This is a genomic window from Neolewinella aurantiaca (assembly GCF_008014675.1).
Lineage (GTDB): Bacteria > Bacteroidota > Bacteroidia > Chitinophagales > Saprospiraceae > Neolewinella > Neolewinella aurantiaca.
In genome coordinates, this window is the sequence record NZ_VOXD01000001.1 from 92642 (window position 1) to 119222 (window position 26581).

Annotated in this window: 21 protein-coding genes; 11 read left to right on the forward strand and 10 right to left on the reverse strand. The window is 52.8% G+C overall.

The window, feature by feature from the left end; genetic code table 11:
* Nucleotides 1–107 precede the first annotated feature (107 nt).
* The 4 genes from FUA23_RS00375 to FUA23_RS00390 all read left to right on the forward strand — a co-directional run bounded on the left by FUA23_RS00375 (nucleotide 108) and on the right by FUA23_RS00390 (nucleotide 8865).
* Nucleotides 108–1340, forward strand: coding sequence for an NAD(P)/FAD-dependent oxidoreductase (locus FUA23_RS00375; protein WP_147928714.1), 1233 nt, complete (start codon nucleotides 108–110; stop codon nucleotides 1338–1340).
* Nucleotides 1337–1585: a 4Fe-4S binding protein gene (locus FUA23_RS00380; protein ID WP_147928715.1), complete on the forward strand. Its 249-nt coding sequence runs from the start codon at nucleotides 1337–1339 to the stop codon at nucleotides 1583–1585. Before FUA23_RS00375 ends, FUA23_RS00380 begins: the two co-directional genes overlap by 4 nt.
* A 295-nt stretch (nucleotides 1586–1880) precedes the next feature.
* Nucleotides 1881–2843, forward strand: a complete 963-nt coding sequence (locus FUA23_RS00385) for a PorP/SprF family type IX secretion system membrane protein (RefSeq protein WP_246143952.1) — start codon at nucleotides 1881–1883, stop codon at nucleotides 2841–2843.
* A 64-nt stretch (nucleotides 2844–2907) separates the two neighbouring features.
* On the forward strand, nucleotides 2908–8865 hold the full coding sequence (locus FUA23_RS00390) for a gliding motility-associated C-terminal domain-containing protein (protein ID WP_147928717.1): 5958 nt from the start codon (nucleotides 2908–2910) through the stop codon (nucleotides 8863–8865).
* Nucleotides 8866–8987: 122 nt separating this feature from the next.
* Here the strand turns inward: FUA23_RS00390 and FUA23_RS00395 are convergent, their stop codons facing one another.
* From FUA23_RS00395 to pgi, 3 genes are all read right to left on the reverse strand, one after another.
* Nucleotides 8988–9689 (reverse strand): hypothetical protein, encoded by a 702-nt coding sequence (locus FUA23_RS00395; protein WP_147928718.1) that lies wholly within the window; start codon nucleotides 9687–9689, stop codon nucleotides 8988–8990.
* Between the two features lie 226 nt (nucleotides 9690–9915).
* A complete protein-coding gene (locus tag FUA23_RS00400) occupies nucleotides 9916–10716 on the reverse strand; it encodes an enoyl-ACP reductase FabI (protein WP_147928719.1) in 801 nt (266 codons plus the stop codon).
* A 183-nt stretch (nucleotides 10717–10899) separates the two neighbouring features.
* Nucleotides 10900–12549: a glucose-6-phosphate isomerase gene (pgi, locus tag FUA23_RS00405; RefSeq protein WP_147928720.1), complete on the reverse strand. Its 1650-nt coding sequence runs from the start codon at nucleotides 12547–12549 to the stop codon at nucleotides 10900–10902.
* Between the two features lie 830 nt (nucleotides 12550–13379).
* Here pgi and gldA point away from each other — a divergent pair.
* The 3 genes from gldA to gldF all read left to right on the forward strand — a co-directional run bounded on the left by gldA (nucleotide 13380) and on the right by gldF (nucleotide 15754).
* Nucleotides 13380–14291: a gliding motility-associated ABC transporter ATP-binding subunit GldA gene (gldA, locus tag FUA23_RS00410; RefSeq protein WP_147928721.1), complete on the forward strand. Its 912-nt coding sequence runs from the start codon at nucleotides 13380–13382 to the stop codon at nucleotides 14289–14291.
* Between the two features lie 16 nt (nucleotides 14292–14307).
* A complete protein-coding gene (locus FUA23_RS00415; RefSeq protein ID WP_147928722.1) occupies nucleotides 14308–14958 on the forward strand; it encodes a hypothetical protein in 651 nt (216 codons plus the stop codon).
* Nucleotides 14959–15022: 64 nt separating this feature from the next.
* Nucleotides 15023–15754 (forward strand): gliding motility-associated ABC transporter permease subunit GldF, encoded by a 732-nt coding sequence (gene gldF / locus FUA23_RS00420; RefSeq protein ID WP_147928723.1) that lies wholly within the window; start codon nucleotides 15023–15025, stop codon nucleotides 15752–15754.
* Between the two features lie 68 nt (nucleotides 15755–15822).
* On the opposite strand, the gene fabD is transcribed toward gldF, so the two are convergent.
* A complete protein-coding gene (gene fabD / locus FUA23_RS00425) occupies nucleotides 15823–16704 on the reverse strand; it encodes an ACP S-malonyltransferase (protein ID WP_147928724.1) in 882 nt (293 codons plus the stop codon).
* 184 nt (nucleotides 16705–16888) lie between these two features.
* Between fabD and FUA23_RS00430 the strand changes: the two genes are divergently transcribed.
* The 4 genes from FUA23_RS00430 (at nucleotide 16889) to dnaA (ending at nucleotide 20802) form a co-directional block, all read left to right on the forward strand.
* Nucleotides 16889–17290, forward strand: coding sequence for a DUF423 domain-containing protein (locus FUA23_RS00430; protein WP_147928725.1), 402 nt, complete (start codon nucleotides 16889–16891; stop codon nucleotides 17288–17290).
* Nucleotides 17283–18032, forward strand: coding sequence for a 5'-nucleotidase C-terminal domain-containing protein (locus tag FUA23_RS00435; protein WP_147928726.1), 750 nt, complete (start codon nucleotides 17283–17285; stop codon nucleotides 18030–18032). Before FUA23_RS00430 ends, FUA23_RS00435 begins: the two co-directional genes overlap by 8 nt.
* A 73-nt stretch (nucleotides 18033–18105) precedes the next feature.
* Complete coding sequence (locus FUA23_RS00440) at nucleotides 18106–19023, forward strand: bifunctional metallophosphatase/5'-nucleotidase (protein ID WP_147928727.1); 918 nt, start codon at nucleotides 18106–18108, stop codon at nucleotides 19021–19023.
* A 342-nt stretch (nucleotides 19024–19365) separates the two neighbouring features.
* Nucleotides 19366–20802, forward strand: coding sequence for a chromosomal replication initiator protein DnaA (gene dnaA / locus FUA23_RS00445; RefSeq protein ID WP_147928728.1), 1437 nt, complete (start codon nucleotides 19366–19368; stop codon nucleotides 20800–20802).
* 60 nt (nucleotides 20803–20862) lie between these two features.
* On the opposite strand, the gene FUA23_RS00450 is transcribed toward dnaA, so the two are convergent.
* From FUA23_RS00450 to FUA23_RS00475, 6 genes are all read right to left on the reverse strand, one after another.
* Complete coding sequence (locus tag FUA23_RS00450; RefSeq protein ID WP_147928729.1) at nucleotides 20863–22491, reverse strand: serine hydrolase domain-containing protein; 1629 nt, start codon at nucleotides 22489–22491, stop codon at nucleotides 20863–20865.
* A 208-nt stretch (nucleotides 22492–22699) separates the two neighbouring features.
* Nucleotides 22700–23500 carry a hypothetical protein gene (locus FUA23_RS00455; protein WP_147928730.1) on the reverse strand — a complete coding sequence of 267 codons (801 nt, stop codon included), beginning with the start codon at nucleotides 23498–23500 and terminating at the stop codon, nucleotides 22700–22702.
* Nucleotides 23500–23871, reverse strand: coding sequence for a GntR family transcriptional regulator (locus FUA23_RS00460; RefSeq protein ID WP_147928731.1), 372 nt, complete (start codon nucleotides 23869–23871; stop codon nucleotides 23500–23502). Before FUA23_RS00460 ends, FUA23_RS00455 begins: the two co-directional genes overlap by 1 nt.
* Before the next feature lie 2 nt (nucleotides 23872–23873).
* A complete protein-coding gene (locus tag FUA23_RS00465; RefSeq protein ID WP_147928732.1) occupies nucleotides 23874–24692 on the reverse strand; it encodes a hypothetical protein in 819 nt (272 codons plus the stop codon).
* Nucleotides 24689–25546, reverse strand: a complete 858-nt coding sequence (locus tag FUA23_RS00470) for an ABC transporter ATP-binding protein (protein ID WP_147928733.1) — start codon at nucleotides 25544–25546, stop codon at nucleotides 24689–24691. Before FUA23_RS00470 ends, FUA23_RS00465 begins: the two co-directional genes overlap by 4 nt.
* A 222-nt stretch (nucleotides 25547–25768) precedes the next feature.
* On the reverse strand, nucleotides 25769–26419 hold the full coding sequence (locus tag FUA23_RS00475; RefSeq protein WP_147928734.1) for a Crp/Fnr family transcriptional regulator: 651 nt from the start codon (nucleotides 26417–26419) through the stop codon (nucleotides 25769–25771).
* Between the last annotated feature and the right edge of the window lie 162 nt (nucleotides 26420–26581).

Consider the following 26581-nt stretch of genomic DNA (forward strand, 5'->3'; position numbering starts at 1 on the left):
GCAAAGAAAGTTTTGCTGACGCAGAAAGCGCGGCCAGAAAGACGGCGGGTCAGTATCCTTCAACCGTATTTTGCACCTGCGTGCCCGCCAGCAACTGATCTGTACGAATGCAGGTGTTTGGGCTGAACACACAGGCTCTGTTTCAGGTTACCGCAGGGATGAACAAGCCTACTTACGATATACTGATTATCGGCTCGGGGCCCGCGGGAGCGACCGTTGGCCGGTTTGCTGCTGCTGCCGGACTGTCCGTATTACTGGTCGATAAAAAGCAGGAGCTGGGGGCTCCTATTCAATGCTCCGGAGCGGTGAGCAGACACGCCCTTGAACACGTTGGAATCCCGTTGGACTCTGAATTTATTCTTGAAGCCATCTACGGGTTCGCGATCTACGACCAGTCCGGTGCTTCCACGAAAATTGATTACCGCAAACTAAAAGCCGACGAATACGGCGAAGGAAAGGGCCGCAAACCACTCGGCTATGTAGTGGACCGCCGCCGTTTCGATCGCTTCCTGATGACTCAGGCTGAACGGGCCGGCGTAGAAACATGGCTGAAAACAGAAGGGTTGGGGTACGAGCCTACGGCAGATGGCCGGTGCGATGTTCATCTCCGCCGGTTCAACGAAGAGATCACCGTAAGCTGCAAAGTACTCGTTGGGGCCGATGGCCTGATGAGTCAGGTCGGTAAATGGGCGGGCTTACAAACCCACATTAAAATCACTGAACTGGCCGGGTGCCTCCAGTTCATCGTCGATAAAGTCAAAACGGAAGGACTGCTCGAGATCGTTACCGGACACGAGTGGGCGCCTGGTGGTTACGCCTGGGTATTCCCCAAAGGCCACGGGTACGCCGAAATCGGGTTGGGGGTGATCCCAACCCTTACCGACAAGCCGGCGCGCTGGCATCTCGACAAGTTCATAAAGGATTCTTTTTTCAAAGAGAGGTTCAAAAACAGCAGGATTCTGGAAATACAAGGTGGAGGTGTACCCCTTTCTGCCCCGTTGAAAACGCAGTATGCCGACAATATGATCCTGGTAGGAGATGCCGCCCGTCATGTCAATCCGGTTACGGGAGGAGGCATTCATACGGCGCTGGCCGGAGGGAAGATTGCTGCGGACTTTCTGATCAGGCACCTTTCCGGAACGGAGCAGGAAGATTGCTCCGCAAACCGCTTGAAAGGGTACCAGGATGCGTGGCTGGAAGCCCTGGGGAATAAAATGTGGAAGCTTTACCATACTAAAACGAAGGTGTTTCAGCACTCTGACGTAGCAACCCGCGACCGTGAACTCTACGCCACCATGTCGGACTATTTTGATCCTGACTCTGAATACAAGAAGATATGAGCAAGCCACAACCTGTTATATTCGATATTGGCTGGAACGCTTGTATAAATTGCGGTGCCTGCGTTGCAATTTGTCCGCAGGAAGCTGGCTTCATCAGTCCCTTCGATACTATTGCTGTCGATCGGCCTTGCGACATAGCGTGTCTTTTGTGCGAAAAGATTTGCCCGGTGGATACGATCACTCACACAATCGTTGGAAGTGAGGAATTCCGTGATTTTTCTGAAAAAAAGGCGGGGAAATCCTAAAATGTATCTGGTGGGATCAATCGGCACCGCAAAAACGGAAAAGCCTACCATTCCCTAAACAGGTTAAACCTTAACCTTTAGCTGCTGATATTAGTGGTATTTTTGCAGCCGTTTGTTAGGACGTCATTCCTGGTCATGCTTCCCCGATCCTGAATGAATGTGTACCAAAAAAACAGTTGTTAACATCATAAAGGCGCCTTGATCCCGTTACATTCGCACAGGACACTCACACGTCCGGAGCGTTTTTGAAATACGTAATCCCATGCCCGGTCTGCCGGGACGCAAAAATCTGTTTATGAAGTACACCCGACTCGCTGGTCTGGGGTTGGTGTTTGCCCTAATGTGCGGCAGTACCCTCTTTGCTCAACAATTATCACTTTTCACGCAGTATCGGGAGAATGCCACTCTGATAAATCCTGCGGCGATGGAAAGCGACTATCTCACCTCCGAAGGAGACTATAACATGACCTTCGGTGCGAACTATCGCCGCCAATGGGCAGGTTTAGAGAACACTCCTGAAACACAATCTATCCGATTCTCCTACGTGAATAACCGCCTGAGCGGGGCTACGTTTTCTGCTGGCGGCTACCTGCTCAACGATCAGACCGGGCCTACGGGGTATACCGGCTTTTACGGTAGGGTAGGAACCATTCTTGGTCGTAACCCGGAGTACGCAGGCATCAGTGTCGCCCTTTCGGCTGGCTACGTTGGCTACCGGGTCCGGAGCAGCGAGCTGATCGTTCGCGATCAGGGCGATGGCCTGACGGGCGTTGACCAAAGCCAGAGCCACCCGGATCTTGGTCTGGGCATTTATGCCTACAACTATGTTGGCAACGACCACATGCTTTACGGCGGTATTTCCGTGCCACAATTGTTAGGTTTTGACCTGACGTACCAAAATGACAACGGAGAATTTAGTATCCAGCGCCTGCGCCACTACTATGGTATGGCAGGGTGGTACTGGTTCACCGGCCAGGATAGCTACCTTGAATTAAGCAGCTGGGTGAAGTACGTTGAGGGCGCGCCTCTGAACGCCGATCTTTCTGTTCGCTACCAACTCCCCAGTGCCCCTTATATGGGTATGGGATTGAGTACTGCCGGTAATTTTCATTTCGAGGCAGGTATCAATGTCGGTCAGTCTTACAACTCGGACACCAATTTCCGGATTGGCTACGGTTATGACTATTCCTTCAGCAGTTTCGGCCCAAGTGTAGGCAGCACCCACGAACTTCAAGTGGCGGTCTCTCTGGCCCGCTAATTTGCCAACAGCAACCTGTATTCATATTTATAACATCCCACGGACTATCTCAAGCTTAATACCAATGCGGTACTTATACCTCGTTTTTGGCCTGCTTTGCGGCGCATCCGCTTTCGCTCAGACCTCTAACTCAACCACCTTCATCCTTCCAGACGTTGAAGGCGACAATAATGCTGAAGTTTGTCTGCCGGTTACGGCAATCAACTTTTCATCCGGCGTAGAGTTCAGCTTTGCGCTGCAATGGACACCGCCTCAGGATGGTGGCGCGCTTACTTTCAACCGTGTCGACCTTAGCAACAGTGCACTGCCCAATCTGGATATGGATGATTTCAACCTGACCGACTATGTTGCCGCCGGTTTAATCACGGTTCAGTGGGGTAACTACGAAAACGGTGAGAGTTGTGAAGATCGTGATGGTACAGTAACGCTTGATGATGGAGAAATTCTTTTCGAAGTATGTTTCCAGGTTTCCGGAGCTATTGCCACCAATCACCCCGTTGAGTTCTTTAACCTGCCCGACGACCCCTTTACCGCCGAAGATGAATCGGTAGATATCATTTTCAACAAACCACCACAGTGTAACACCGGAAACGATGCTTTTCCTGGTAACAGCGGCGGTTCGGTAACCGTGGGCGTTAAGCCTTTTAAAGTAACAGTTGAAGAACCAGACGGAATCTTCCTTCCCGGAGATGTGGTTTGTATGGATGTAGTAACTGAGTCTGGCTTTGAAAATATCAAAGCTTTTCAGGTCGGTCTGAACTTCGACAGTACTATTCTTCGCTCGGTCTCAGTGGACGTTAATACCAGTTTGCCGCAGCACAGCAACTCTACTTACCAATTGTACGAAGGAACCAGTGTGTTTGGGGTTTGGGCTCCTTTCGGTGTCGCAGCACAGAATCTTCCAGAGGGTACGACTTTATTCACAGCCTGTTTCGAAGTAATCGGAGAGTGTGCTGAGAGAACGGACGTAATTGTCGATGACGTTGAGATCATAAACCCATCTACCGGAGGAACTTTCCGTGCTTTTCTGGAAGCGACCTCTGAGGCGAACCCTAACGATGTAGTTATTCCCGTAATCGGTGATGGATTTCGCTTCATCATCGATAACTGTAACCCTGACGGGTTCGATGTCGTTGTGGACTGCCCTGACGTTGAAGTAAACTTTGGCGATACTGAGGTATGTGTATTGTTCAGAGCCGGCGATGATTTCAGCCGGATGACAGATATTGACTACCTCATCAACTGGGATCCGACCGTACTTGAATTTGACCGCGTTGACCAGCGGAACCCAACAATGAATATTGATGCCGGCAACAACGGAGACTTTGAATACGACCGTACCGGAGACGGAGTACTTGGCTTCGACTGGTCTGCCAACGGCAGCTCTTTCGTAAACCTGAACGAGGGAGACGTTACTTTCGCGGTATGTTTCAACGCCATTGGTTTTGGAGGGACGAGCCCGATTGTAATCTCTGACTGGCGCAACGAAATTGAGTCTCGTGACGGTTTTTTCGACGGTCTTAATCCTACCAACTGTGCAGTTACCGTACAGCAACCGGACGGTGTGGCTGTCTCGTTTGAAGACGAGGGCTTCACCAGCACCGCTGATAACTGTACGGACATTACCGTCACCGGGTTTTCGGAAGTTACGGGCTTCACCCTTTACGTTTTCGCTCCTGATGGTACACTCGATTACCGTAGCTTCACTTCTGTTATTCCTGGCGTAACCGCAGTAGAAATATCTCCTGGCCTGTTGCAGCTTACATACCCTGCCGGAAGTCCTGAAATCACTATTCCGGACGGAGGGGTTCTCGGTACCACTTGTTACCGTGCTCAGGAAACGGCTGCTCCCGGAGATTGTACAGAATTCGGTCTTGCAGACCCTACCTTCATCGGAAGTATGGTCTTCACTACCGAGAGTGGCACCAACTCCGTAGAGGTGGAAGCGTTCAACGCCGAGGCGTGTGTGCTCTTTCCCAATGGATTCGGTCTCATCGTCGGTGATGCAGAAGGAGTAATCAACGATGAGCTCTGTGTGCCGGTAAGCGTCACCCGTTTTACGGACGTAACGCGCGTTGCCGCAGCCTTTGAGTTCGACCAGATGGCACTGAGTTACGAATCTGTAACTCTTAACGGTAACTGGCCAGGACTTACTATTACGGATTTTGAAATATCCAATGCGGGCCTGGGGGTAATCAATCTCAACTGGTCCTCTCCCACGCCAGTCGGCGAATTTATCGCCGACCTCGATACCGTTCAGGTCTTCGAAATCTGCTTCACCACCGGCGCCGAGGATGGCTGTACCGAAGTAGAACCAGTTGACGGTTCGGTTCCTGCGGTTGTAACGGCTGCCGGAGAAGGTTCCATCATCTACCGCACCGGAGAAGTATGCCTCATGGATCGCCTGGAACTTATCAGCATCACTGCTGTCGACGCGAGCTGTGCTGGCGAAGATGACGGTATGATTATTTACGAGGTAGCTCCTCGACCAAACAACGAAGACATTACTATCCGAACGGATAACCCTGTACGTTTCAGCAGCGACGGGACCGTGGGAGGCCTCCTGCCCGGTGTAACGAACTATGTTCTTTACAACGCAAGCGGGTCGGTCCGGCTGGAAGGCTCCATCACAATTGGAGTTAACCCAGACAATGCCGCTGTTGCTGATGCGGGCGATGACGGACAGCTGTCTTGTGGTGAAAACCCATCTGCCCTGATCAATGGCCGCAACATCATTGGCGAAACGTATTCCCTCTTTATTGTCAATTCCGATGGAGTGAGCACCCGCTTTGTCTCTGACGGAGATGTAAACGGTGGCAGCTTTGTAACCCTGGTCAACGACCCGGGAACTTACATCGTGGAAGTAACCAGCGAAGCCGGATGTACGGACCGCGACACTGTAATCATCGCTCCGGCCAGCAACCCGATTGCTGACGCCAACGACGATGGCGATGTAGCCATCAACTGTGAACCGGGAGGCACAATGCTGACCTGTGATGGTTCCAGTGAAGGCAACAATGTTACCTACCTGTGGGAAAGGGTTACTATCATGGGAGAAGTGATCGCAGCCGTGGGTAACACCTGTACCGTCAACGTTACCGACCCCGGTCGTTACCGCCTAACCGTTACATTCGCTGACCTGGGCTGTTCTGAAACCGATATGGTAATCGTGAGCGACGAAAATGACCTGCCGAACAGTACGCTGTCTGGCCAGGAGCAACTTAATTGTGACGGCAGCCCAGCGGTACTTTCCGTAGGCCCCGCCGAAGAGAATGTTGTCTACACCTGGACACAGCTTGGGTCCAATGCCCCGATTTCGGCTGGCCCAACTTACACGACCGATCAGTTGGGCACTTACGTTGTCCTCCTTCAGGATACCACAACCGCATGTACCGTAAGTGACACCGTTGAGGTAATTCCGAGTGTAGGTGTGCCGTCAGTAACCTTCCCCGCCGATCAGACGATCAGCTGTAATCCTGATACCACCGTGCTGCAGGCTTCGTATACCAATACCGTCGATGGCAGCACGCGCTACGCATGGTCTTCTGATGATGGCGGACGCGTAGTAATTACGGACCTCAGTCTCCCGAACCCCCGTATCACCAGAGCGGGTACCTACAAAGTGGTGATCTCTAACGGAGCATGTCGTGACAGCGCTACCGTTACGGTAGGCGAGCCAGCCTTGCCAAGGGTAAGAGCGGGCGACGACGATACACTGCTTTGTACCGAAGATTATCAGCTGACTGGTGATGCGATGAGCCTCTCTGGTAACTCCGTCAGCTACCAGTGGTTTTCCGAAGGCGTTCCCGTACCGATGGGCTCAGCGGCTTCGGTTGTCGTTAACCAACCGGGTACTTACGTCCTCGAGGCTACCGATGAAGTGACCGGTTGTGTCGGGATGGATTCAGTAGTATTGCTGGCCCCAACCGGATTCCCGGAATACACGCTTGCGGATACCATCGGTGGCCTGGGCTGTGACCCAACCACGGTGACCCTCCGAATCCAGGGTGAATCCGTTGCCGGGTATGACCTTGTCTGGACTGACCCACTTGGCGTTGAGATCGGAACCACCAGCACCGTTTCAACCGGTGAGCCAGGAACCCACTTCATCTCTGTTACCAATCCTGCATCTGGCTGTTCGGTCGTGGATTCAGTGATCGTGATCGACGATGGGACGGATACTCCCTTTGTTTCTTTCCGTCAGAATACGCTCGACATTACGTGTGAATCCGGTCGCGCCATCATTGATGCTTCAGGATCTTCTCAGGGAAGTAACATAGAGTATATCTGGAGCAATGTTACCGATGGAGAAGAGCCCGCAACACAAAACAACGATACCCTCAGGGTAGGAACTGCCGGTACTTACCGTCTTACCGTTGTGAATCTGGTAAGCCAGTGTAGCAGCTCCCGCGACGTAGTGGTTACTGACTCAAGGGTATTCCCTGAAGTAGAAGCCGTTGAGGGCATGACTCTGGACTGCGATCTGCGCATGACTACTATCGGAATCAACATTCTTGATCAACCGAACGATTACACCATTCAATGGACTGGCGGTAACCCGGATGTGGTTCTGCCACGCGATACAAACCGTATCGTTATTACCGAAGGTGGAACCTACAACGCGGTGGTTATTAATCCTACCACCAGTTGTGTTACTATCGTTCCTATTCAGGTAGAAGACCTGATCGACAGCATAGCGACGCTTTCCATTATGGAACCCGACAGCTTTGACTGTAACAACACGACCATCACGATCGATGCTTCAGAGACCGAACTCAACAATGCTGACCCTTCAGGCATCGTATGGTCCAGTTTCGATGGCAACAACATCACACCGGCCAGTGGCTCTCTGATCGTTTCAGTAGATGGCCCCGGAGACTATGAGCTTGCCGTTACCGACATCTCTGGTTGTACCATTCGCGACACCGTTACCGTAGTGGCCGCCAATGATACACCGTTCGCTCAGGCGGGAGAACCGCAGGAAATCGAATGTGGTGAAATGCTTCAGCTCGACGGATCAGGAAGTACTCCTGACCCGGTACCCGGTATTCTTTACGAATGGACTGCGAGCAACGGTGGTAACATTCTTGAGGGAGGAGAAAACAGCGTAATGCCTTTCGTCGATGCTCCGGGAACTTATACCCTTGTGGTTTCCAATCTGAATAATGGCTGTGCTGACACTTCCGTAACAACAGTTACCCTAAGCACACAAACCGCTGCTGATGCCGGAAACGACCGTACATCCTGTGATCCTACCGTAGTAGTAACCGGTAACCTTCCCGGAGGTACAACGGGTGAATGGACTGCGTTCAACGATGAGAACTCCACTTGGTCGGCAGAGGGAGATATGGCTACCGTAACTGAAATAGGCGACGGACTCTCGCTGGTATGGACGCTGTCTGCCGGACTAGGTTGTGAAAACTATAGCGCTGATACAGTTTTTGTCGGCCCCGAAGAAACGCCCGTTGCCAACGACGATGTGCTTACCCTCGGTGGAGACGATAATATTGGCACTATAGACCTCAAAGACAACGATCAACGTACCGGTACGGTAACCATCAACCTGCTTAACGAGCCGGCCTTTGGGGAAGTATTGTCTAACCTTAACGGTGAAATTACTTTCGAGGCTCCGATCGGTTTCAACGGTGAAACCACCATCGACTACGAGATTTGCAGTACCATTTGTGATAACCTGTGTTCTCAGGCTACGCTCACGATTTTCAGTGATGCAGACGGTACCGAGCCAACGGTTTACAATGCGATCACTCCTAACGGAGACGGAATGAACGAACAGTTCATCTTCACCAAGTTGCAACGTAACCCTGAGGACTTTCCGGATAACGAACTTATCATCTTTAACCGATGGGGAGATATCATCTACGAAGCCAAGCCTTACAACAACGATTGGACCGGCGAGAACAATAGTGGTGGCATGGTGCCCGAGGGAACTTACTACTACATCCTGCGTCTCAACGTTGGTGAAGGAGACATCATTCGCGGTGATGTTACCGTGATCCGGTAGCAAAAAGGATGCCCGGTATTAAGACCGTTAGCAGTCAGGAGAAGGCATTTTGCCGGTATTCTGACCGCTAACGGTCTTTTTTTGCTCGGTAGCAGGTGCAAAGTAAGGACGGGGGTAACGGGTCAGTTTCCCCAGCAGCCCGATAGTTCGCGTGCGTGCATCAGTATGCGTTCCCGTTCAGTCGACCCGGGGGCAATGTCGAGTTCAATACCATGTTTTGCTGAATAGGTGTGCCGCAGGTAGGTAAGCATCGTTTCCGTCGGGAGATTGCCCTCCTCCCATTCGTACCGGAGCCAGGGGATATGTTCGCAGCGCTTGCCGAAGTCCGGCTCTGTATCCAGAATCAGCATAACCGTAGGTCTTGTATCTCTGAAGGTGATGTCTTCGCCGTATCGACTTGCCAGGTGGGCGACGATAGAATCGCGCACGGCACTGTCCCGCAGCAAGTCTGTCGTCATCCTCTTATTGGCTTCTTCCGTCATCAGTTTTACCAATTCGGCCTGGGCGAGTTTTCGCCTTGCGGTGGCATCCGCCGAAGGGACGGGGAAGCCGTACAGGTCGAGGTAGTTGTCTACTGCCATACGTAAGCGGGCATTGCAGCTGAGCGTACTGTCCCGCAGTGCGAGGTGTTCGGCCGATTCCCAGCCGTGGGCAAGTATCACCGGCCCGGACCGCTGCACCAGTTCCTGGTGCATTTCCCGGATGGTATCGAAAAAGGCAGCGTGGTCTCCGGGCGTTTTTAGCATGGTGGGGTTCGGGGTTTGAGCCTGCACGAAGTGACCAACGGAACAGGAGAGGACGAAAAGCAAGGTAAATCGGAGCATGAGGTTTCAGTACTTGGTGCTTTTTGGAACGGTCTGTCGGGGAACAGAAGTACGTCGGTAAATTCCGGAGGCGGCATTATTTTGGCCGGAGAGCGCGGCCGTGGAAACCTTCCCTGCACCTGCTGCCGAGCCTCATGGTCTTGCCGATCGTCCGAAGGGGCACGCAAAAAGGGTCAGCTAGCAATGCTAACTGACCCTTCCGGAATACGCTGAACCAGCGAATGGTTTACTCGAGGAGTTTCGGGTTCATACCCATGTTGGAGAAGCCTCCGTCGTGGTAAAGGTTCTGCATCGTTACGTAGCGGGTGAGGTCGCTGAACATAGTAGCGCAGAAGTTGGCACAGTCTTCAGCCGGAGCGTTGCCCAGGGGGCTCATGTTGTCGCCGTAGCCGAAAAACTCGGTGAAGCCGGGGATGCCCTTGCCCGCCGTGGTCATTGTTGGTGACTGGCTGACGGTATTCACGCGAACGTGGTTCTTCTCGCCAAAGTGGTAACCGAAGCTACGTGCGAAGCTTTCGAGGAGCGCCTTACTTTCGGCCATCTCTCCGTAATCGGGGAAGACGCGTTGAGCGGCGATGTAGGAGAGGCCCAGAATACTGCCCCATTCGGCCATATGATCACCTTTATAAAGCACCTGACACATCTTATGGAAGCTAATCGCACTAATGTCGAAGGTCTTCTGCATCCAGTCGTGGTTGAGGTTGGTGTAGTCCTTCTTTTTACGGACGTTGACGCTCATGCCGATGGCATGAAGAACGAAGTCGATCTTACCTCCCAGGATTTCCTCCGATTTGGTGAAGAGGTTTTCCAGATCTTCGATGCTGGTTGCATCGGCGGGGATCACCTCTGCTCCGATACCGGCAGCGAGTTCCTGTAGTGCGCCCATGCGCAGGGCTACCGGGGCGTTGGTGAGCGTAAATTTCGCGCCCATCTGATGACAAACATCAGCAATTTTCCAGGCGAGAGACTGATCGTCGAGCGCGCCGAAAATGACACCGCGTTTGCCGGCTAGTAGTTGGATGGCCATTGGGTTGGTCTTTTAGTTTGTTAGTCTTTACTAAGATTTGAGCCGGCAAAGGTACGTTGGATCGCTGGTTCTTTGGCTTGTTGGCTTGTGCTCAAATGAACTACCTGTTTTGCGGGCCGCCGGTGGAAGAATATTCAGCATTCAGGCAGCACGATAGCGCCGCCCGAATGCTGAACACACAATTTACCTCCAGGCTTTGTAAGCGTTGATGAGCCCGTTGGTGCTGGAGTCATGCGCCGCTACTTTCGCATCATCTTTCAACTCGGGTAGGATTGCTTTAGCGAGTTGCTTACCCAGTTCCACGCCCCACTGATCGAAGCTGTAGATATTCCATACGATGCCCTGTACGAAAATTTTGTGCTCGTACATCGCGATCAGCTGACCGAGCACATAGGGCGTTATCTTGCGTACGAGGATGGAGTTGGTCGGGCGGTTTCCGTCAAATACCTTGAAGGGTACGAGCTCGGCAATTTCCGCGTCGGATTTTCCGGCGGCCTTAAGCTCTTCGGTTACCTGGCGCGCGGTTTTACCGTTCATAAGGGCTTCCGTTTGAGCGAAGAAGTTACTCAGCAGGATGGAGTGATGGTCTCCGATCGGATTATGCGAGGACGCAGGTGCAATGAAGTCACACGGGATGAGTCGTGTTCCCTGGTGGATAAGCTGGTAAAAAGCGTGCTGGCCGTTGGTGCCGGGCTCACCCCAGATGATGGGACCGGTTTGGTAGTCAACGGGGTTCCCGTTGCGGTCTACGCTCTTTCCGTTAGATTCCATATTGCCCTGCTGGAAGTAAGCGGGGAAGCGGTGCAGGTACTGATCGTAAGGAAGTATGGCTTCGGTTTCTGCGCCGAAGAAGTTGGTGTACCATACGCCGATGAGGGCTAGTTTGGCAGGGATGTTTTCCTCAAGTGGTGCATGGCGGAAGTGCTCGTCCATGCTGTACATCCCGTCGAGGAGCTCAATGAAGTGATCGAAGCCGACAGTAAGGGCGATGCTCATGCCGATGGCACTGGATAGGGAGTAGCGTCCGCCGACCCAGTCCCAGAAGCCGAAGATGTTCTCTTCGGCGATCCCGAATTCTTTTACGCCTTCGATGTTGGTAGACAGTGCGGCAAAGTGCAGCGCGACGCTTTCTTCGCTTCCGCCGTGATCATAGAACCACTGGCGGGCACTACGGGCGTTGGTCATTGTTTCCTGGGTGGTGAAAGTCTTCGATGCCACAAGGAACAGCGTTGTTTCAGGGTCTACCTTCTTGAGTACTTCGGCCAGGTGAGTACCATCGATGTTGGAAACGAAGTAAACCTCCCGACCCTCGATCCAGTAAGGTTTGAGGGCTTCGGTGACCATCACCGGGCCGAGGTCCGAACCACCGATGCCGATGTTTACAACCTGCGTCAGTTCCTTCCCGCTGTAACCGGTCATCTTCCCGGAGTGAATTGCTTCGCAGAAATGCCGCATGCGCGTGAGCACATCGTGCACCTGAGGCATCACATCCTTACCGTCTACCATAATTTGCCCCTTACCCCGGTTACGAAGCGCAACGTGCAGTACCGAACGGCTCTCGGTGCCGTTGATCATTGCACCGGAGAACATCTTTTCGGTGGCTTCCTTTACGCCGCAGTCTTCGGCAAGACGGTAAAGGATGTCCAGTGTTTCCTGAGTGATAATGTTCTTGGAATAGTCGAGGAGGATGTCCTCGAAAGTCTGACTGTAATTCTTGAAACGCTCAGGATCCTGAGCGAAGAGGTCTTTTAAATGGCGCCCTTCCATTTCGTGAGCGTGCATTTCGAGTTCCTTCCAGGCGAGGGTAGAGGTGGGGTCTGTGTTTGGTAGCATTTTATTGGGTAATTTTTATTTGAAATGTGCTCTAATGGGTACAAGCAGGACCTGAAATTGTGCGGAGCAACGGTGTGTTTCGTGCAAAATGTTCCCGCTGCGGGCTTTTCAGGGTACGCCCGGACGATAGTCAGCCGGGAAGAATAGTACCGAAAATCAAGAAAAGGTAAAGATGTCGGATAGGAAAGAAACGGATAGCCTTTTTCGTCTAAAGTTTCAGACAAAAACCTGTCGTTTTCCGACTGTCCGCTAAAATATTCCGTACGGTGTTGTAAAATAGCAGTTTATGTCTGTATCTTGCAATTGCGTTAGAATTTAAGAATATACGGGCAAATCCATTTTTGTTTGCCACAGGTAATGTGTCAGGAAAACGTTGATCTCGTTAATGGAGAGTTCATAGAAGCTAAGCAAAGGCCAGACCTGCTTGCTGCAACGTCCTGATTCATATGCCTTCTCTCATGAGACCAGAGTAACCTACTGAATTGCCCGCTGGCTGCCGGCGGGCAATTCAGTAGTGTTGTCAATACTACTGAAGAGTTTGTTTTTATTGTCAAATACTATGAATGACGATTTTTAGTTGTCCACGTATGAAATGCGTTAGAGGGGGGCCGAGCGACCGGCGCCCCCTTTTTTTGTACAGTAATCTTTGTGATTTTGCGTATCTCCGAGCTCTTGCAGTACTTCATTATTGCGACTCGCTCCTGGCCGATTTGTGAATTAGAGTATGATTGGGCAGGTAACAGACAACTGAGGGAAGATGTAAACGTTACTTTTGCGCCCTCTGAGTGTCAACTCTTTGGTATCGAAAGACTACAACCGGCCTTTTATCTATGTCAGTAATCGTAAACAACCTCACCAAAATATACGGCGATCAACGTGCCCTGGACGGGATCAGTTTTGAAGCTCCTGCCGGGCAAATACTGGGTTTTTTGGGTCCTAATGGAGCAGGGAAGACCACCACGATGAAAATTTTGACGTGCTACCTCAGCCAGTCTTCCGGGAGTGCCTCGGTCTTTGGGCACGATGTAGAGACCGACAGTCTGGAAGTGCGCAAGCTGGTCGGGTACCTCCCCGAGCATAACCCACTGTACAAGGATATGTACGTCCGGGAATACCTGGCTTTTGCCGCCAGGGCCAACAAACTCCCGAAAGCAAAAGCACGAATTGAAGAGTTGATCGAAATGACGGGACTCGGCCGGGAAAGCCATAAACTGATCGGCGCGCTCTCGAAAGGGTACCGCCAAAGGGTAGGGCTGGCTCAGGCCATGCTTCATGACCCCAAAGTGCTCATCCTCGATGAGCCAACCAGTGGTCTGGATCCTAACCAACTGGCCGAAATCAGAACCCTCATAAAAACACTGGGTAAAGAGAAGACCGTCATCTTCAGCACGCACATCATGCAGGAAGTACAGGCTCTTTGCGACCGGGTGATCATAATCGACCGTGGCCGTCTCGTTGCCGATGACCCAATTGAGCGGTTGAAACAGCGCCTGTCGGGAGACTCTTCTTTGCTGGTTACCTTTGACCGGGCGGTGGATACCGCAAAATTGAGCCAAATCAAAGGCGTAGCGCGGGCGGTAGCCAACCCTGTCGCTCCGGATTACCGTCTTTACCTAAGTAATAAGGCCGATGCCCGGGCGGAAGTATTCCGCTTTGCGGTCGATAACCAACTGGTTTTGCTCGGTCTGCAGCAGGAAGACCTGAGTGTGGAAGAAGTATTCCGGGCATTGACCAAACAATAAACGAGACCGTCATCCAATGAAAATAACTTTACTTAGTGTATTTACCTGCCTTGCACTTGGCCTTTGTGCTCAGGCCAATCTCGATGCTGAATTCCGGTTCCCGGAAGGAGTGTACCTCAGCCATGCCTCACTGCTGGCAAACGAACCGGACCTGAAGTGGGAGGCGATCGACGGAGAGATGGTACAACTGCCCGAAGACTTTCGTGTCCAGATTGCGGACTACGGCTATAAGGACGTTCGGATAAATGCGGATATAATTCCCTATGCCATCAGTCTGGACGGTTTACCCTACCTCTTCGTGAAAAAGAACAATGAGCGGGGCTACTACGAATTTGCCGGCTTGAGGGTATTAGGTACCCTGAGTACGATTCGTTATGATACAACGATCACCACCCGCCGGCTGATGAAGGCATACAATCCGGCCAATGGTCAGCCTTTCCGTCAGGCTTATGTTGAACGCGAAAAAACCGTGCCGCTCAACAAGATACTGGACCTGCGCTCCGGCGCCCTGTACCCGTTTGATCAACCTACACTACTGCTGCTTTGCGCAGAAGATGAAGAGTTGGTTACCGCACTGAAAGTTACTGACCCGGCAGATGAGCAAATGCTTTTGCGTGCGCTGAAACTATACGATGACCGCCATCCGTTATCTTTGCCGCTTCGTTAGTCAGGCCGGGTAACGAGAACGTCAAACGGGCGATTGCGCCTGTTTCCAAGCTTAAAAGACACCAATGTTAGCTATTTACACCAAGGAAATCAATGCATTTTTCTCTTCCCTGATCGGCTATATCGTGATTGCGGTATTCCTGTTGGTGATGGGGTTCTTCATGTTTGTTGTGCCGGATTCGAGCCTGCTCCGGTTCGGCTACGCGAGCCTGGGCCCGTTTTTTACCTTAGCTCCCAACGTTTTGACTTTCATCATTCCGGCCATCTGCATGCGGGCGTTTGCTGAAGAAAAACAAACCGGAGCGATCGAACTGCTGGTGACCCGGCCACTGCGGGACATCGAGATCGTGATGGGGAAATTCCTGGCTTGCCTGACCCTGGTCGTGATTGCTTTGGTACCAACGGTGCTTTACTACTATACCATTTACCAACTCGGGGCTCCTGTCGGGAATATCGACGCGGGAGGAACCATCGGGTCATATCTTGGGTTAGTGTTTTTGTCGATGTCTTTTGTTGCGATCGGTCTTTTTGCCAGTTCGCTCACCAGCAACCAGATTGTTAGTTTCCTGCTAGCTCTGGCTCTGTCGTTCTTTTTCTACTTCGGCTTCGATCTGGTAGCTTCGATTCCTGGCTTCGACGGTCGTCCGGCCCTCTTCATTGAATCGATAGGCATGCAGGCGCACTTCCGCTCGCTGGGCCGTGGACTGATCGACAGCCGCGACGTAGTTTACTTCTTCAGTATGACCGCCTTCTTTGTGCTGCTCACGGTACTCAACCTCGAGCGGCGGAAATGGTAGGTAGTTTGGTTTGCCGGAACAGTTCGCCCGGAAGGTGAACCGTTCCGACAAATCAACTGCACGAGCCGTTAGCTCAGTTGCTCGACGTTCAGAGAACGGTCGACCTTGCGGATCAGACCGGCAAGGATCTTTCCTTTACCGCCTACTTCCACGAAATCAGTCAGGCCAGCGGCCTGCATGTTCTGGATCGTTTGTGTCCACCGCACGGGGCTGGTGAGTTGAGCGATCAGTTTTGCTTTGATTTCGTCGGGGTCGGTGCTGGGCTTCGCGTCTGTGTTTTGGTATATTTCGCAAGCCGGCGGCCGAAAGCGTGCCTCCTCGATGGCAGCGCGAAGGCGGTCCTGAGCCGGTTGCATCAGCGGGCTATGGAAGGCTCCGCCTACGGGCAGTGGCACTACGCGGCGGGCACCGAGATCGGTCAGGATCTTAGCTGCTTTTTCAACACCTTCCACTGATCCGGAAATTACGAGCTGGCCGTTGGTGTTGTAATTGGCGGGAACAACCACCTCCTCGATAGCTGCACATGCATTTTCGATGATGTCATCGTCCAGCCCGAGAACTGCAGCCATGGTGCCGGGAACAGCTTCCGTCGCCTCCTGCATTGCGAGTGCACGCTCAGCTACAAGCCGCAGAGCGGAGGGGAAGTCGAGCGCTCCTGCTGCCACTAGCGCCGAGAACTCACCCAGACTGTGACCTGCCACCGCGGTTGGTTGTTCAATGTCGTCGTTGATCAGGTAAGTGATTGCTGAATGGCAGAAGATCGCCGGTTGGGTGATCTTGGTTTCGCGCAGTTCCTCTTCAGAACCGGTAAACATCACTTTGGATAGCTCGTAGCCGAGAACGTCGTCAGCCTGCTTAAACAGGGCCTGTGCCTCCGGGCTGAGGTCGTAAAGATCTTTACCCATGCCGCTGAACTGGGCGCCCTGGCCGGGGAATACATATGCTTTCATAAATCTAGGTTGTTTTGGTCTTTGGAATAGGGAAGGGCAAAAGTAACAAAGCGAAGCGGTACGGACTTGTTCAATTCCCAAGGGGCATATCTTAGGCCAGCCGAAGCTGCTGCTCTAACATATTATTGTAATAGTTGCCATTCAGCGTCCTTCAGCCCCGTCGGTGTATCCTACCTTTGCTGGTATGAAAAACCTCCTCCGATTAACAGCGCTTCTTGGCGCGCTTGCCGTGGCTATTGGCGCCTTCGGCGCCCACGGTCTTAAGGAAATGGTGAGCGCGGAATACCTGGAAACTTTCCGAACGGGTGTGACGTATCAATTCTACCACGTTCTGGCGATGGGCGGCGCGATTGCGCTCTCTGCCTTGCCTGGTATCAGTCACCACCGGCTGCGGCAGGCGGTATGGTGTTGGGCCGTTGGTATTTTGCTGTTCTCCGGATCGCTCTACCTGTTGAGCCTCCGCGAGGTCATCAGTATTCCTGTGGCGGTACTTGGCCCGATCACCCCGTTGGGCGGATTATTTTTTATCGTTGGTTGGGTGCTGCTTTTACTCGCTCCCAGCCGTAATTTTGGCGCCGATGCGTAACCTGATATACCTCCTTCTCGCCCTTACTGCTTTCAGCTGCCGGGGCCCACTTTATTCTCCGACGGTTCAACCCCGTTATTATAAAGTTACCGATAAAATTGAAGCAAACGAGGCGGGGCCGCAGGTGCAAAATATGGTTGAGACCATCGCTCCGTACAAAGCCCAGCTCGACGCGAAAATGAACCGCGTTCTCGCTACCGTGGAAACACCTTTGGTCAAAGGTGCTCCCGAGAGCACCCTGGGCAACTGGTCAGCCGACCTCCTTGCGGCTGCAGCCTCGGCCAATTACCCAAACACAAACATTGCTTTTGCGACGATGAACCAGGGCGGCATCCGCGTGTCCGGGATCGGAGCCGGCCCGCTGATCGTCTCCGAAATCTACGAACTAATGCCCTTCGACAACACCCTGGTGTTGATGGAGCTCAGCGGAAAAGAACTTCGCGAATTCATCAGTCACATCGTCAACTCCGGCGGATGGCCGGTAAGCAGCGGGCTTGCGGTGCACAGGAAGGCTAGTGGCCTAACCATCCGCATTCAAGGGCGCCCTCTTGCCGATGAAGAGCGGTATACTATTGCCCTGCCTGATTATGTCGCAGGAGGCGGAAGCAACTCCACCATGCTTAAAGACAAAGAGCGGACCGACTCCGGCTTGCTCATCCGTGACCTCCTCATCGAATACGCAGGTAAAATCTCCGAACCCATCAACGTAGTAGTCGAAGGACGGCGGATGAGACTGGAATAGGAAGAAGAACAATTCTCCCACCTCCGGTTCAGACGCTTCTGGTACTGATTCTCTACCTCCTAATTTCTACAATATGCCAACGAGAAGATTTTTCCTGAAAAAAGCCGCCGTCGGCGGAGGACTGTTGATGTTGCCGGGGCTGGCTTCCGCTTCGTCTTTGATGAAAGGGGTGCCCAGGCTAACCATCCTGCACACCAACGACTGGCACAGTCGTATCGAGCCCTTCCCCGACGATGGCGGGCGAAACGCCAACCAGGGCGGCGCCGTTCGTAGAATGAGGCTGATCAGCGAAATCCGCGCCACTGAGTCTAATGTGCTCTTACTGGACAGCGGAGACATCTTTCAGGGGACGCCTTATTTCAACTTCTTCGCCGGCGAGCTGGAGATGAAGTTGATGAGCCAGATGGGCTACGATGCCGCAACCATCGGTAACCATGATTTCGACGGAGGAATGGAAAACCTGGCCACGCAGATGAACCACGCCAGCTTTCCGATGCTTTCGGCGAATTACGACTTCACGGGGACGCCCCTCGCCGGAATGACGGAACCTTATAAAATCTTCAGGAAAGAGGGAATAAAAGTGGGGGTTTTCGGGTTAGGGATCAAGCTCTCCGGTCTGGTTCCCGATGAACTGTTCGGAAAGACCCAGTACCTCGACCCCCTGGCCCGTGGCAACGAAACGGCCCGGATACTCCGGCACAAAGAAAAGTGCGATCTGGTTATTTGTCTGAGTCACTTAGGCTACAAGTATCGTAACGACGATGAGGTAGACGACATCGACCTTGCCTCTTCATCCAACGACATCGACATCATTCTGGGAGGACACACCCATACTTTTCTCAACGAACCAACCCTCGTAAACAACCAGCAAGGTGACCCGGTGATCGTGAATCAGGTCGGATTTGCCGGCCTCAGGCTCGGCCGGATGGATATAACCTTCCCCGGAGACTCCAAGCGCCGATGCGTCGCTTGCAATAATTTGCGGGTATAAATTTGGGTTTAATCGCGTCCTGCTTATGACAAAATTGCCGATCCGGGGGTTAGACGTATGACAAAAATAATTCTGCCGAAATAAGCAGTGTTTTACTTGCGCGTGTGCTGTGTTTCTCCCCATATTTGCCGTCCGTCTGAACAACACAGACGATGAGAATCACACCGACCTGCGCTTGTTCCGCTCTCCACCACAGGGCCGCTGAAGGAACAAATGCCGACCCCGCGGAATTGCGGTTCCCGTTTTATTGTAACTTACTGAACTACGCAATTTTATTTATTAACTGACCGGCATTAACCCCGCCGTGATTGGAACACATCTACTGTGCAACTGGGATACAAAATGGATCATACCTCTATCTGGAACAACTGTCTGCAGAACATTCGGCAAAACGTCGACCCCCAAAGTTTTCAGACTTGGTTCGCCCCGATACGCCCTGTTGCTTTGCAACAGAATGAACTCACGATCCAGATCCCCAACCGCCTGTTCTACGAATGGCTGGAGGAGCACTATGTCGATGTCCTGAAATCGAGCCTTCAGCAAGCTCTCGGAACTACTGGTCGACTGCAGTACCGCATCAGTCCTTCCCGTGGTGAGGGGAGAAGTGGCGCCCCAGCGCAAAACGGTGCTGCCAAAAGCGGTAACAAGAACACGAGTGCTCCTGGCCCACGTCCTGCTCCTGGCAATCCTTTCGTTATTCCTGGTGTAACCCGTCCCCGTATCCCGAGTAATCTGGACACACGCTACACTTTCGATAACTTCATCGAAGGAGACTGTAACAGCCTCGCGCGTAACGCAGCCAAGGCGGTGGCCGATAACCCCGCCAACACGGCCTTCAATCCACTGGTGATTCACGGTAACGTAGGGTTGGGTAAAACGCACCTCCTGCAGGCCATCGGTAACCACATCACACAGAAGTTCCCCAATAAAGCGGTGCTGTACGTGAGTACCGATACCTTCACTAATCAACTGGTCAGCTCCATCGGAAGCAACACCACCAACGATCTGGTCAATTGGTACCAGAACGTAGACGTTCTGCTGGTCGACGATATCCAGCAACTCGTAAAGCGCAAGAAAACGCAGGATGTGTTCTTCAACCTGTTCAACGTGCTGCGCCAAAACAACAAGGCTGTTGTAATGACCTGTGACCGCCCGATCATTGAACTCGACATCGAAGAGCGGCTGCGCAGTCGCTTCCAGTGGGGCTTGAGTGCCGACCTGAGCATGCCGGCCCTGGAAACCCGGATGGCTATCCTCAAATCCAAAGCCGACAGCACTGCGGTGGACATCCCCGCCAACGTAGCCGAGTTCATCTGTTTTCATATTCAGCACAACATTCGTCAGCTGGAGGGTGTGCTCAATAACCTGGTTCTGCACAAAGGAGTACTTGGTGATGGGCAGGAAATTGACCTCAAACTCGCCAAAGAAGTACTCAAGAACTTCGTTACTGAGATCAACAAAGAAGTGACACCGGATGTGATCCAGCGTACGGTTGCGGATTATTACAACCTCGAAGTCGAAAACCTTGCCTCTGCGACCCGTCGCCGTCAGGTTGTGCTGGCCCGGCAGATCAGTATGTTCCTGGTGAAACAGTACACCGAAGAGAGCCTCAAGTCTATCGGGCGGATGTTCGGTGGCCGCGACCACTCAACGGTGCTCTACTCCATCAAAACGGTTAAGGATCTGATGGAAACCAACGACGAAATCCGGAAATCGCTCAGCGAACTCGAGCGTAAGATCCGGATTGGCCGGGGCGAAGGTTCCGACATGGACTTCTAAGAACGGTCTTTCCGCTGATCAAGACAGGACGTGCCCTGCACCCGCGTTCGCGCCTCCTTTCTACCGAAGCGCCGGTAACAAATGCTCGCTCAGTATCTGACCGGCTTGCCAGTGTGCGTAAGGCTTATTGTAAGCTGTTGCGGTGATTATGATGACCACGTTGAGCTCTTCGATCATTACAATTTTATTGCCGCCGTTGCCACTTGCGTGAGCATAGGTGTAGGTAGTTCCTTCACTTTCGATGGCATCGTGCCAGAAGAGGTAGCCGTAATGGCCGCCTTTTTCGTCGTTCCTCGCTACCTGAGGCTGCAGGCTTATTGTGGCCCAATCTGCAGGGAAAATACCTTTTCCACCATCAAGGTATAACTGGCCAAAAGCGGCGAGTGACAGGGCTGACATCTTCAGGCTCCCCGCAGTATTGCCAACGCCCGTGGGGGTGTACTGCCACTTCTGATCAGTGATGCCCAGCGGGGTAAAGAGCTCCTTTTCGGCGTACGCTTCGAGCCCTCCGGGAAGTGTTTGCTGTAAGATGTCGCCCAGCAGAACGGTTCCGGCAGAGCAATAGCTCCAGCCTGAATCTTTTCGGGCCGGGAGGTCGAGGACGAACTTTGCCCAGTCGTCGGTAACGTACATTTTCTCTTCTTGTCCCGGAGAGTCGGGCCGACTGTCGTTGCTGTCGAGACCAGAAGTCATCGTGAGCAACTGATGGATGGTGGTACCGGATTTGAGAGGCGATGGGTTGGCAAATTTGCTGAGGTCGTAGAAGTCAGAGATCGGTTGGTTAACGTCCTTCAGGTGACCGTCTTTAAGGGCAAGGCCGGTTACTGCGCCGGCGAAAGATTTACCAACCGATCTGGTGTCATGAAGTGTACCACGGTCAGCGCCGTTGAAGTATTCTTCGAGGAGAATTTCTCCGTTCTTGAGCACGACCACACTTGTGATGTTGCTGAACTGGCCGCGGGCAATTTTTGCGTTCATCGTTTTTACCGGTTCGCCCCGCAGGGGCTCAGCAGCGACTGGGAACCGATCGGTAGCGGCGATGGGGTGTACGGCGACATCGGTTGGGCTCACTTCCGGAAGTTGGGCAACCACCCGGATACTGCCGCGGGCAATCAGTGGCCCGGTTTTGAGGTCTTCAGCCTGGAGGTAAGGACGCACTTCGATGGTGAGGTTGTGAACTCCCTGGCTCAGCGCGGCCTCGCCGCCGCCGAGCTTCATGAATTTGACCCATAAAAAGCGTCCCCAGTGGTCTTGTTCCTTCTCGCCGAACCAGGGGATGCCGAAGACGGTGGCTTCGTTTTTATAGTCGCAGGAACCGGCGCCGGTCTGGAGGTTGTAAACGTAGGTTTCTTGCCCGTCGACCAGAAAAGTGAACTGAAAGCTTCCCGCGGCGCAGAGCTCTTCGACGGTCATTTCCGGCGCCAGATCGTGGAGGTAAGACGTGATGGTTTTGTCCAGAAACATCCGGGCGTTGAACTCGGTCGCTTCGTTGAGGTGAAGGGTTGTGATGAAGTCTTCGGGGCCGAAGTCTTCGTAGTTGACCCAATCGTTGAAGAAGCGGATTTGTCCTATTTGCCCCTGGTGGAAATCATCGATGATTTCGCCGCGGCTGAGCTCGAGGGGCAAAGAAGGGGATTGCTCCGTGCATGCTGTTAGCAGCAGGAGGGGGAAGAGTAGGAAACGGTACATGGTTGGGCTTTGTTTTTTGCGTTGGGTTTAGTCTGTGGGAGAGTAGGATACAGGGAAGTCAATAGCGTTGCTTATCCTGTTGCGGTTGTTGCATTGGGCGCGGCCGCAGGTGCAAGGGACGCAGCAACGAAGGGTTGATCCCTGATCTTTTGCTCCTTCTGTTCCTGTAAACCCTGCTTTGCACCGGCGGCCGCGCCCGGAAAAATGGTTACTGGGAAACGGTGTCGTGCTGCATCGTTTGTATCACGTTCTGTAAGCTGTCGATTATCCGATTTGCTTCATTCTTATCGAACTCGTCTTCCGACGGAACTGCTCCGGAAGCACCATAATTTGACCGGATTTTTTCCTTTGCGTTCAACTGAGAGAATTCCATGTCAGGAACGCTGGGGCTGTCGTATAGTACCTCCAGCCGTTCCACGCTTCCGGTTACTTTATTTGCGTACTTTCTGTTCCGTAGAAGGAGGTCCCGCGCGTCAACCTCAATCCGCCCCGGGGAAAGATTAACCAATTCCAGAAAGTGAAACTTAAGCGGACCTTCGGTTGCGAAAACGGGCAATAAGGCTGTACGGCGGTCCTCCAGAATACAGTTGATGCGCATGCGCCCGCTGCCGTGCCGGTTCAGGTTGACCCGGATTTCGACCAGTTCTTGTAGCCGTACCGGCTGCTTAAAAGCTGGCTCAAAATGGCCTTCCTGCTGGCTCAGGGAAATCAGGTCTAGAGCCGTTGCCGGGCCCCGGGCAATAACCTCCTTTCCTAAACCGGTATCATGGATGATCCGGAAACCGGCGTTGACGTCTACCCGGGAAATGAATCCTTCCGAAAAGCGACGCTCCACCGTTTTCTCGGCCGTTGCGTCTACAGGCTTGTCGAGACCGTCGATGAATTCTACAACCTGAGGGTGTTCCGCTCCAGCTTCATAAAATGAAGCTTCCGGACGGAAGCCGAACAGGTAGTCTACGGCAAACATGGCCGCAAAGGCGCCAAAGTATAGTAAAGCTGAGATTTTCATTAGTTATCTGTTTCAGGGTTAGGATTTAGCATTTGAATAAGTTCTTCGGTGTCAATGCCGAGTAGGTCCAGCGTTCGCCGGAAACGTGGTAACTCCTCTTCAAGAAAAACCGAACGCCGGAGCGCGACGGCGGCTTTATGGCCGGTTGAAGAGACAAAGAAGCCCAGCCCTCTGCGCGTCTCGATGATGTTGAGGTCCTTGAGGTAGTCGTAGGCGTGCATTACGGTGTTTGGGTTCACCCCGACTTCCATCGCCAACTGACGAACGGACGGAATTTTCTCGCCATTGCTCCATATTCCCGCGAGCACCTGTTCGATGCCGAAGTCTGCAATCTGCCGGTAAATACCCTGGTTGGTTGGTTGAATTTGCATGGCTAGGTTGTTTTTCGGGTGAGCGCGAAATAGGCAGCAGCAAGCATCATTAGCGCAAATACCAACTGAGCGAAGGGGTAAAGGCTTTGGTCGGGATCGTAGGCGACCCTGACTGTGGTCCGGGGCGCTTCGGAGAGTTGAAAACTCTGGTCGCTGAGCCCGACTACACTCTGGTCAAGCATGGCCGTAGCGGTGTAAGGAATGTTGGCTACATCCGAAATAGTAGAGTAGGTCAGGTTAAGATAAAGGATGACGGCTCCTATAATTCCTACTAAGACAAAACCTACTTTTTTCCCGTAGGCAATGGAGGGGAACAACCAGGCGATGCAAGTCGCTGCGTGAGCAAGCCAGCCAATGATGAGGGCCTCCCACAGGTATACCGGAGCCGGTAGAATGAACGCCTCCGGGGCCATCATGCATGCTGCCATGGTTAGTAATAATGGAGGAAGAAGCGTGGTCAGGGGGGCATAAACAAAGTACAGTAACGTCATTGCCGCAAATCTTTCAGCGTTGGAAAGTGGCAGGGTCAGTGTTCTGATAGTCTGATTTTCTTCTTTGAACCAATTGTTATAAAGTGTTCCGCTTATGATCAGGCCACTGATCCAACCTGCAATCGCAATTGTGATGTTCAGCGTCTGCGGGTCCCAAAAGAGGTATTCTTTTCGGAGAACACTGATCACTCCGTTGTTTGAATCGTTATTAACTAACAGCCCCAGGATGAAGCTGCCAATGAGGATGCTGACAGACAAGAGGTAGTTGCGCAGGTTCAGCTCGGCAATCGCTACACGGCAAGCCAGGTAAATTCGTTTTAATGAGCTCATGCCTGAAAGTTTTTGGTGTTAAGGTCGAAGCCCGGCTGCGGAAGTCCGCCATCGGTAAGGGCCAGGTAGAGGGTTTCCAGATCGAAGGCGGCGTTGCCCTGGCGGCCATCGGCATGGACGGTCAGCCAGCCGCCGGGAACCCGTCGGGCGTAGCCTTTATCACCGTAGGGCAGGGGAGAGGTGGTGAGGTTGAAGCTGTAGAATCGTTGGGCCAGCTCCAGAGGCAGGTGAGCGTGAATTTTGCCATCGTTGAGTACCAACACGTGATCAAGCACGGGGGCAATCTCGCTCAGCAAATGGGTCGCGATAATGATGGTTTGCCCCGCTTCCGTGCCGGCAATCAGTGTACGCCGAAACTGGTCTTTTCCCTGAATGTCGAGGCCGGTGGTCGGCTCGTCGAGGAGTAGTATCTGGGTTCTGGTGGCGAGGGCAAAGGCAAGCTGGGCACGGCGCTTTTGCCCGAAGCTGACTTTATCCAGCGGCTTGTCCGGATCCGCCCGGAAGTCACTCAGTGTTTCCAGAAAGAGCTGGTTGTTGAAATTGGGGTAGAACGGACCGTAGTAGGCGGCAATCTTGCGCGGCGTCCACTTGGGGAAGAAGGGCTCGCTGGGCAGAAAGTACAGCCGTTGGAGAAGGTCTAAGGGGCGATCAGACGGGGTCTGGCCCAGCACGCTGATGTCTCCCTTAGAGGGGAACTGTAGCCCGGCGATGAGCTTCAGGAGGGTGGTCTTTCCTTCGCCGTTTGGGGCGCAGAGCCCGGTGATGCCGGATTGGCTGATGGTAAGGTCGACTCCGTTCAGGATGTCCTGACCGCTGCCGTAATTGTGGTGTATCGAATTTGCCTGGAGGATCATTGTTTGGGTGTATTAGTGAAGTAATACAGTGCAATAGTCGGGCGGGCAATCCTAAGGAACAAGTAATGAGCTGCGTTATCGACGAACGACAACTTTTTGTGGACGAAAAACGGGGTCGATGGATGCAGGGCTGGGATACTGTAAGTTCTACGCGTCCCCGGGGTTGCGTGGTTGACGAGACCTTCCCGCCAGGTAACATCCCCAATACCTCGTTTCTGATCTTTATTCAGGCAGAGGATCGGAGAGGGTGATGTGGCCACGCCCGAGCCGCAGGATGCCTTCTTCTTCAAGCCGTTTCAGAATGCGCGACATTCCTACGCGGGAAGCCCCAAGGTCTTCCGCCAGGGCTTCGTGGGTGACCGTCAGGTCGTTGTTCCCACTGATGATGGCGATGTCCCGCAGGTAGGCCGTGGTCCGTTCCTCCAGCGGGAGGAAGGCTAATCCTTCAAAAGCCGCTAGCATTGAGTCGAATTTGAGCTGAAAAGACAGCAGGGTGAACTCGTTCCAGCCGGCAAAGTGACGGGTGTAATAGTAAACCCGTTCCACCGGAATCATGACAATGTCGGTTGCCGTAATGGTTTTTGCCCTGACTTTACTGGTCTCCCGTTTGAGGCAGGAACTCAGCGTCATTGCGCAGGTTTCTCCCGGCCGCAGAAAGTACAGGAACAGATCGTTGTCCTCCTCGGTGTGGCGGACAACCTTTAGGCCGCCCTTGCTGATGAGTGGAATGTGATCGATGTATTGCCGGTCCGTCAGAATCGTCTGTCCGGCGGGCAGGGATTGCAGCAACCCGTGCTGCACAATATCGTCGATCAAATTATCCTGTCGGATGTCGGGCAGGTGCTTCTTTAGGTATTCTGCGGTGAGGTTCATTTTGCTAATGTAATCAGGGTTACATAAGCTTTTTGTGGCTAAGCAGACCTTTGTCGTAGTGCTGCTAAACGTGCATCATCAACTTCCCAACTATGACTCCGGTAAAAGAATGGCCCTTGTGGCAAAAACTGATCCTTCTCTGTCTGGTTTGCGTTGGTCCCG

Coding starts and splice junctions, on each gene's coding strand:
- FUA23_RS00375 (WP_147928714.1), top strand. CDS start 108: ATGCAGGTGTTTGGGCTGAACACACAGGCTCTGTTTCAGGTTACCGCA.
- FUA23_RS00380 (WP_147928715.1), top strand. CDS start 1,337: ATGAGCAAGCCACAACCTGTTATATTCGATATTGGCTGGAACGCTTGT.
- FUA23_RS00385 (WP_246143952.1), top strand. CDS start 1,881: ATGAAGTACACCCGACTCGCTGGTCTGGGGTTGGTGTTTGCCCTAATG.
- FUA23_RS00390 (WP_147928717.1), top strand. CDS start 2,908: ATGCGGTACTTATACCTCGTTTTTGGCCTGCTTTGCGGCGCATCCGCT.
- FUA23_RS00395 (WP_147928718.1), bottom strand. CDS start 9,689: ATGCTCCGATTTACCTTGCTTTTCGTCCTCTCCTGTTCCGTTGGTCAC.
- FUA23_RS00400 (WP_147928719.1), bottom strand. CDS start 10,716: ATGGCCATCCAACTACTAGCCGGCAAACGCGGTGTCATTTTCGGCGCG.
- pgi (WP_147928720.1), bottom strand. CDS start 12,549: ATGCTACCAAACACAGACCCCACCTCTACCCTCGCCTGGAAGGAACTC.
- gldA (WP_147928721.1), top strand. CDS start 13,380: ATGTCAGTAATCGTAAACAACCTCACCAAAATATACGGCGATCAACGT.
- FUA23_RS00415 (WP_147928722.1), top strand. CDS start 14,308: ATGAAAATAACTTTACTTAGTGTATTTACCTGCCTTGCACTTGGCCTT.
- gldF (WP_147928723.1), top strand. CDS start 15,023: ATGTTAGCTATTTACACCAAGGAAATCAATGCATTTTTCTCTTCCCTG.
- fabD (WP_147928724.1), bottom strand. CDS start 16,704: ATGAAAGCATATGTATTCCCCGGCCAGGGCGCCCAGTTCAGCGGCATG.
- FUA23_RS00430 (WP_147928725.1), top strand. CDS start 16,889: ATGAAAAACCTCCTCCGATTAACAGCGCTTCTTGGCGCGCTTGCCGTG.
- FUA23_RS00435 (WP_147928726.1), top strand. CDS start 17,283: ATGCGTAACCTGATATACCTCCTTCTCGCCCTTACTGCTTTCAGCTGC.
- FUA23_RS00440 (WP_147928727.1), top strand. CDS start 18,106: ATGCCAACGAGAAGATTTTTCCTGAAAAAAGCCGCCGTCGGCGGAGGA.
- dnaA (WP_147928728.1), top strand. CDS start 19,366: ATGGATCATACCTCTATCTGGAACAACTGTCTGCAGAACATTCGGCAA.
- FUA23_RS00450 (WP_147928729.1), bottom strand. CDS start 22,491: ATGTACCGTTTCCTACTCTTCCCCCTCCTGCTGCTAACAGCATGCACG.
- FUA23_RS00455 (WP_147928730.1), bottom strand. CDS start 23,500: ATGAAAATCTCAGCTTTACTATACTTTGGCGCCTTTGCGGCCATGTTT.
- FUA23_RS00460 (WP_147928731.1), bottom strand. CDS start 23,871: ATGCAAATTCAACCAACCAACCAGGGTATTTACCGGCAGATTGCAGAC.
- FUA23_RS00465 (WP_147928732.1), bottom strand. CDS start 24,692: ATGAGCTCATTAAAACGAATTTACCTGGCTTGCCGTGTAGCGATTGCC.
- FUA23_RS00470 (WP_147928733.1), bottom strand. CDS start 25,546: ATGATCCTCCAGGCAAATTCGATACACCACAATTACGGCAGCGGTCAG.
- FUA23_RS00475 (WP_147928734.1), bottom strand. CDS start 26,419: ATGAACCTCACCGCAGAATACCTAAAGAAGCACCTGCCCGACATCCGA.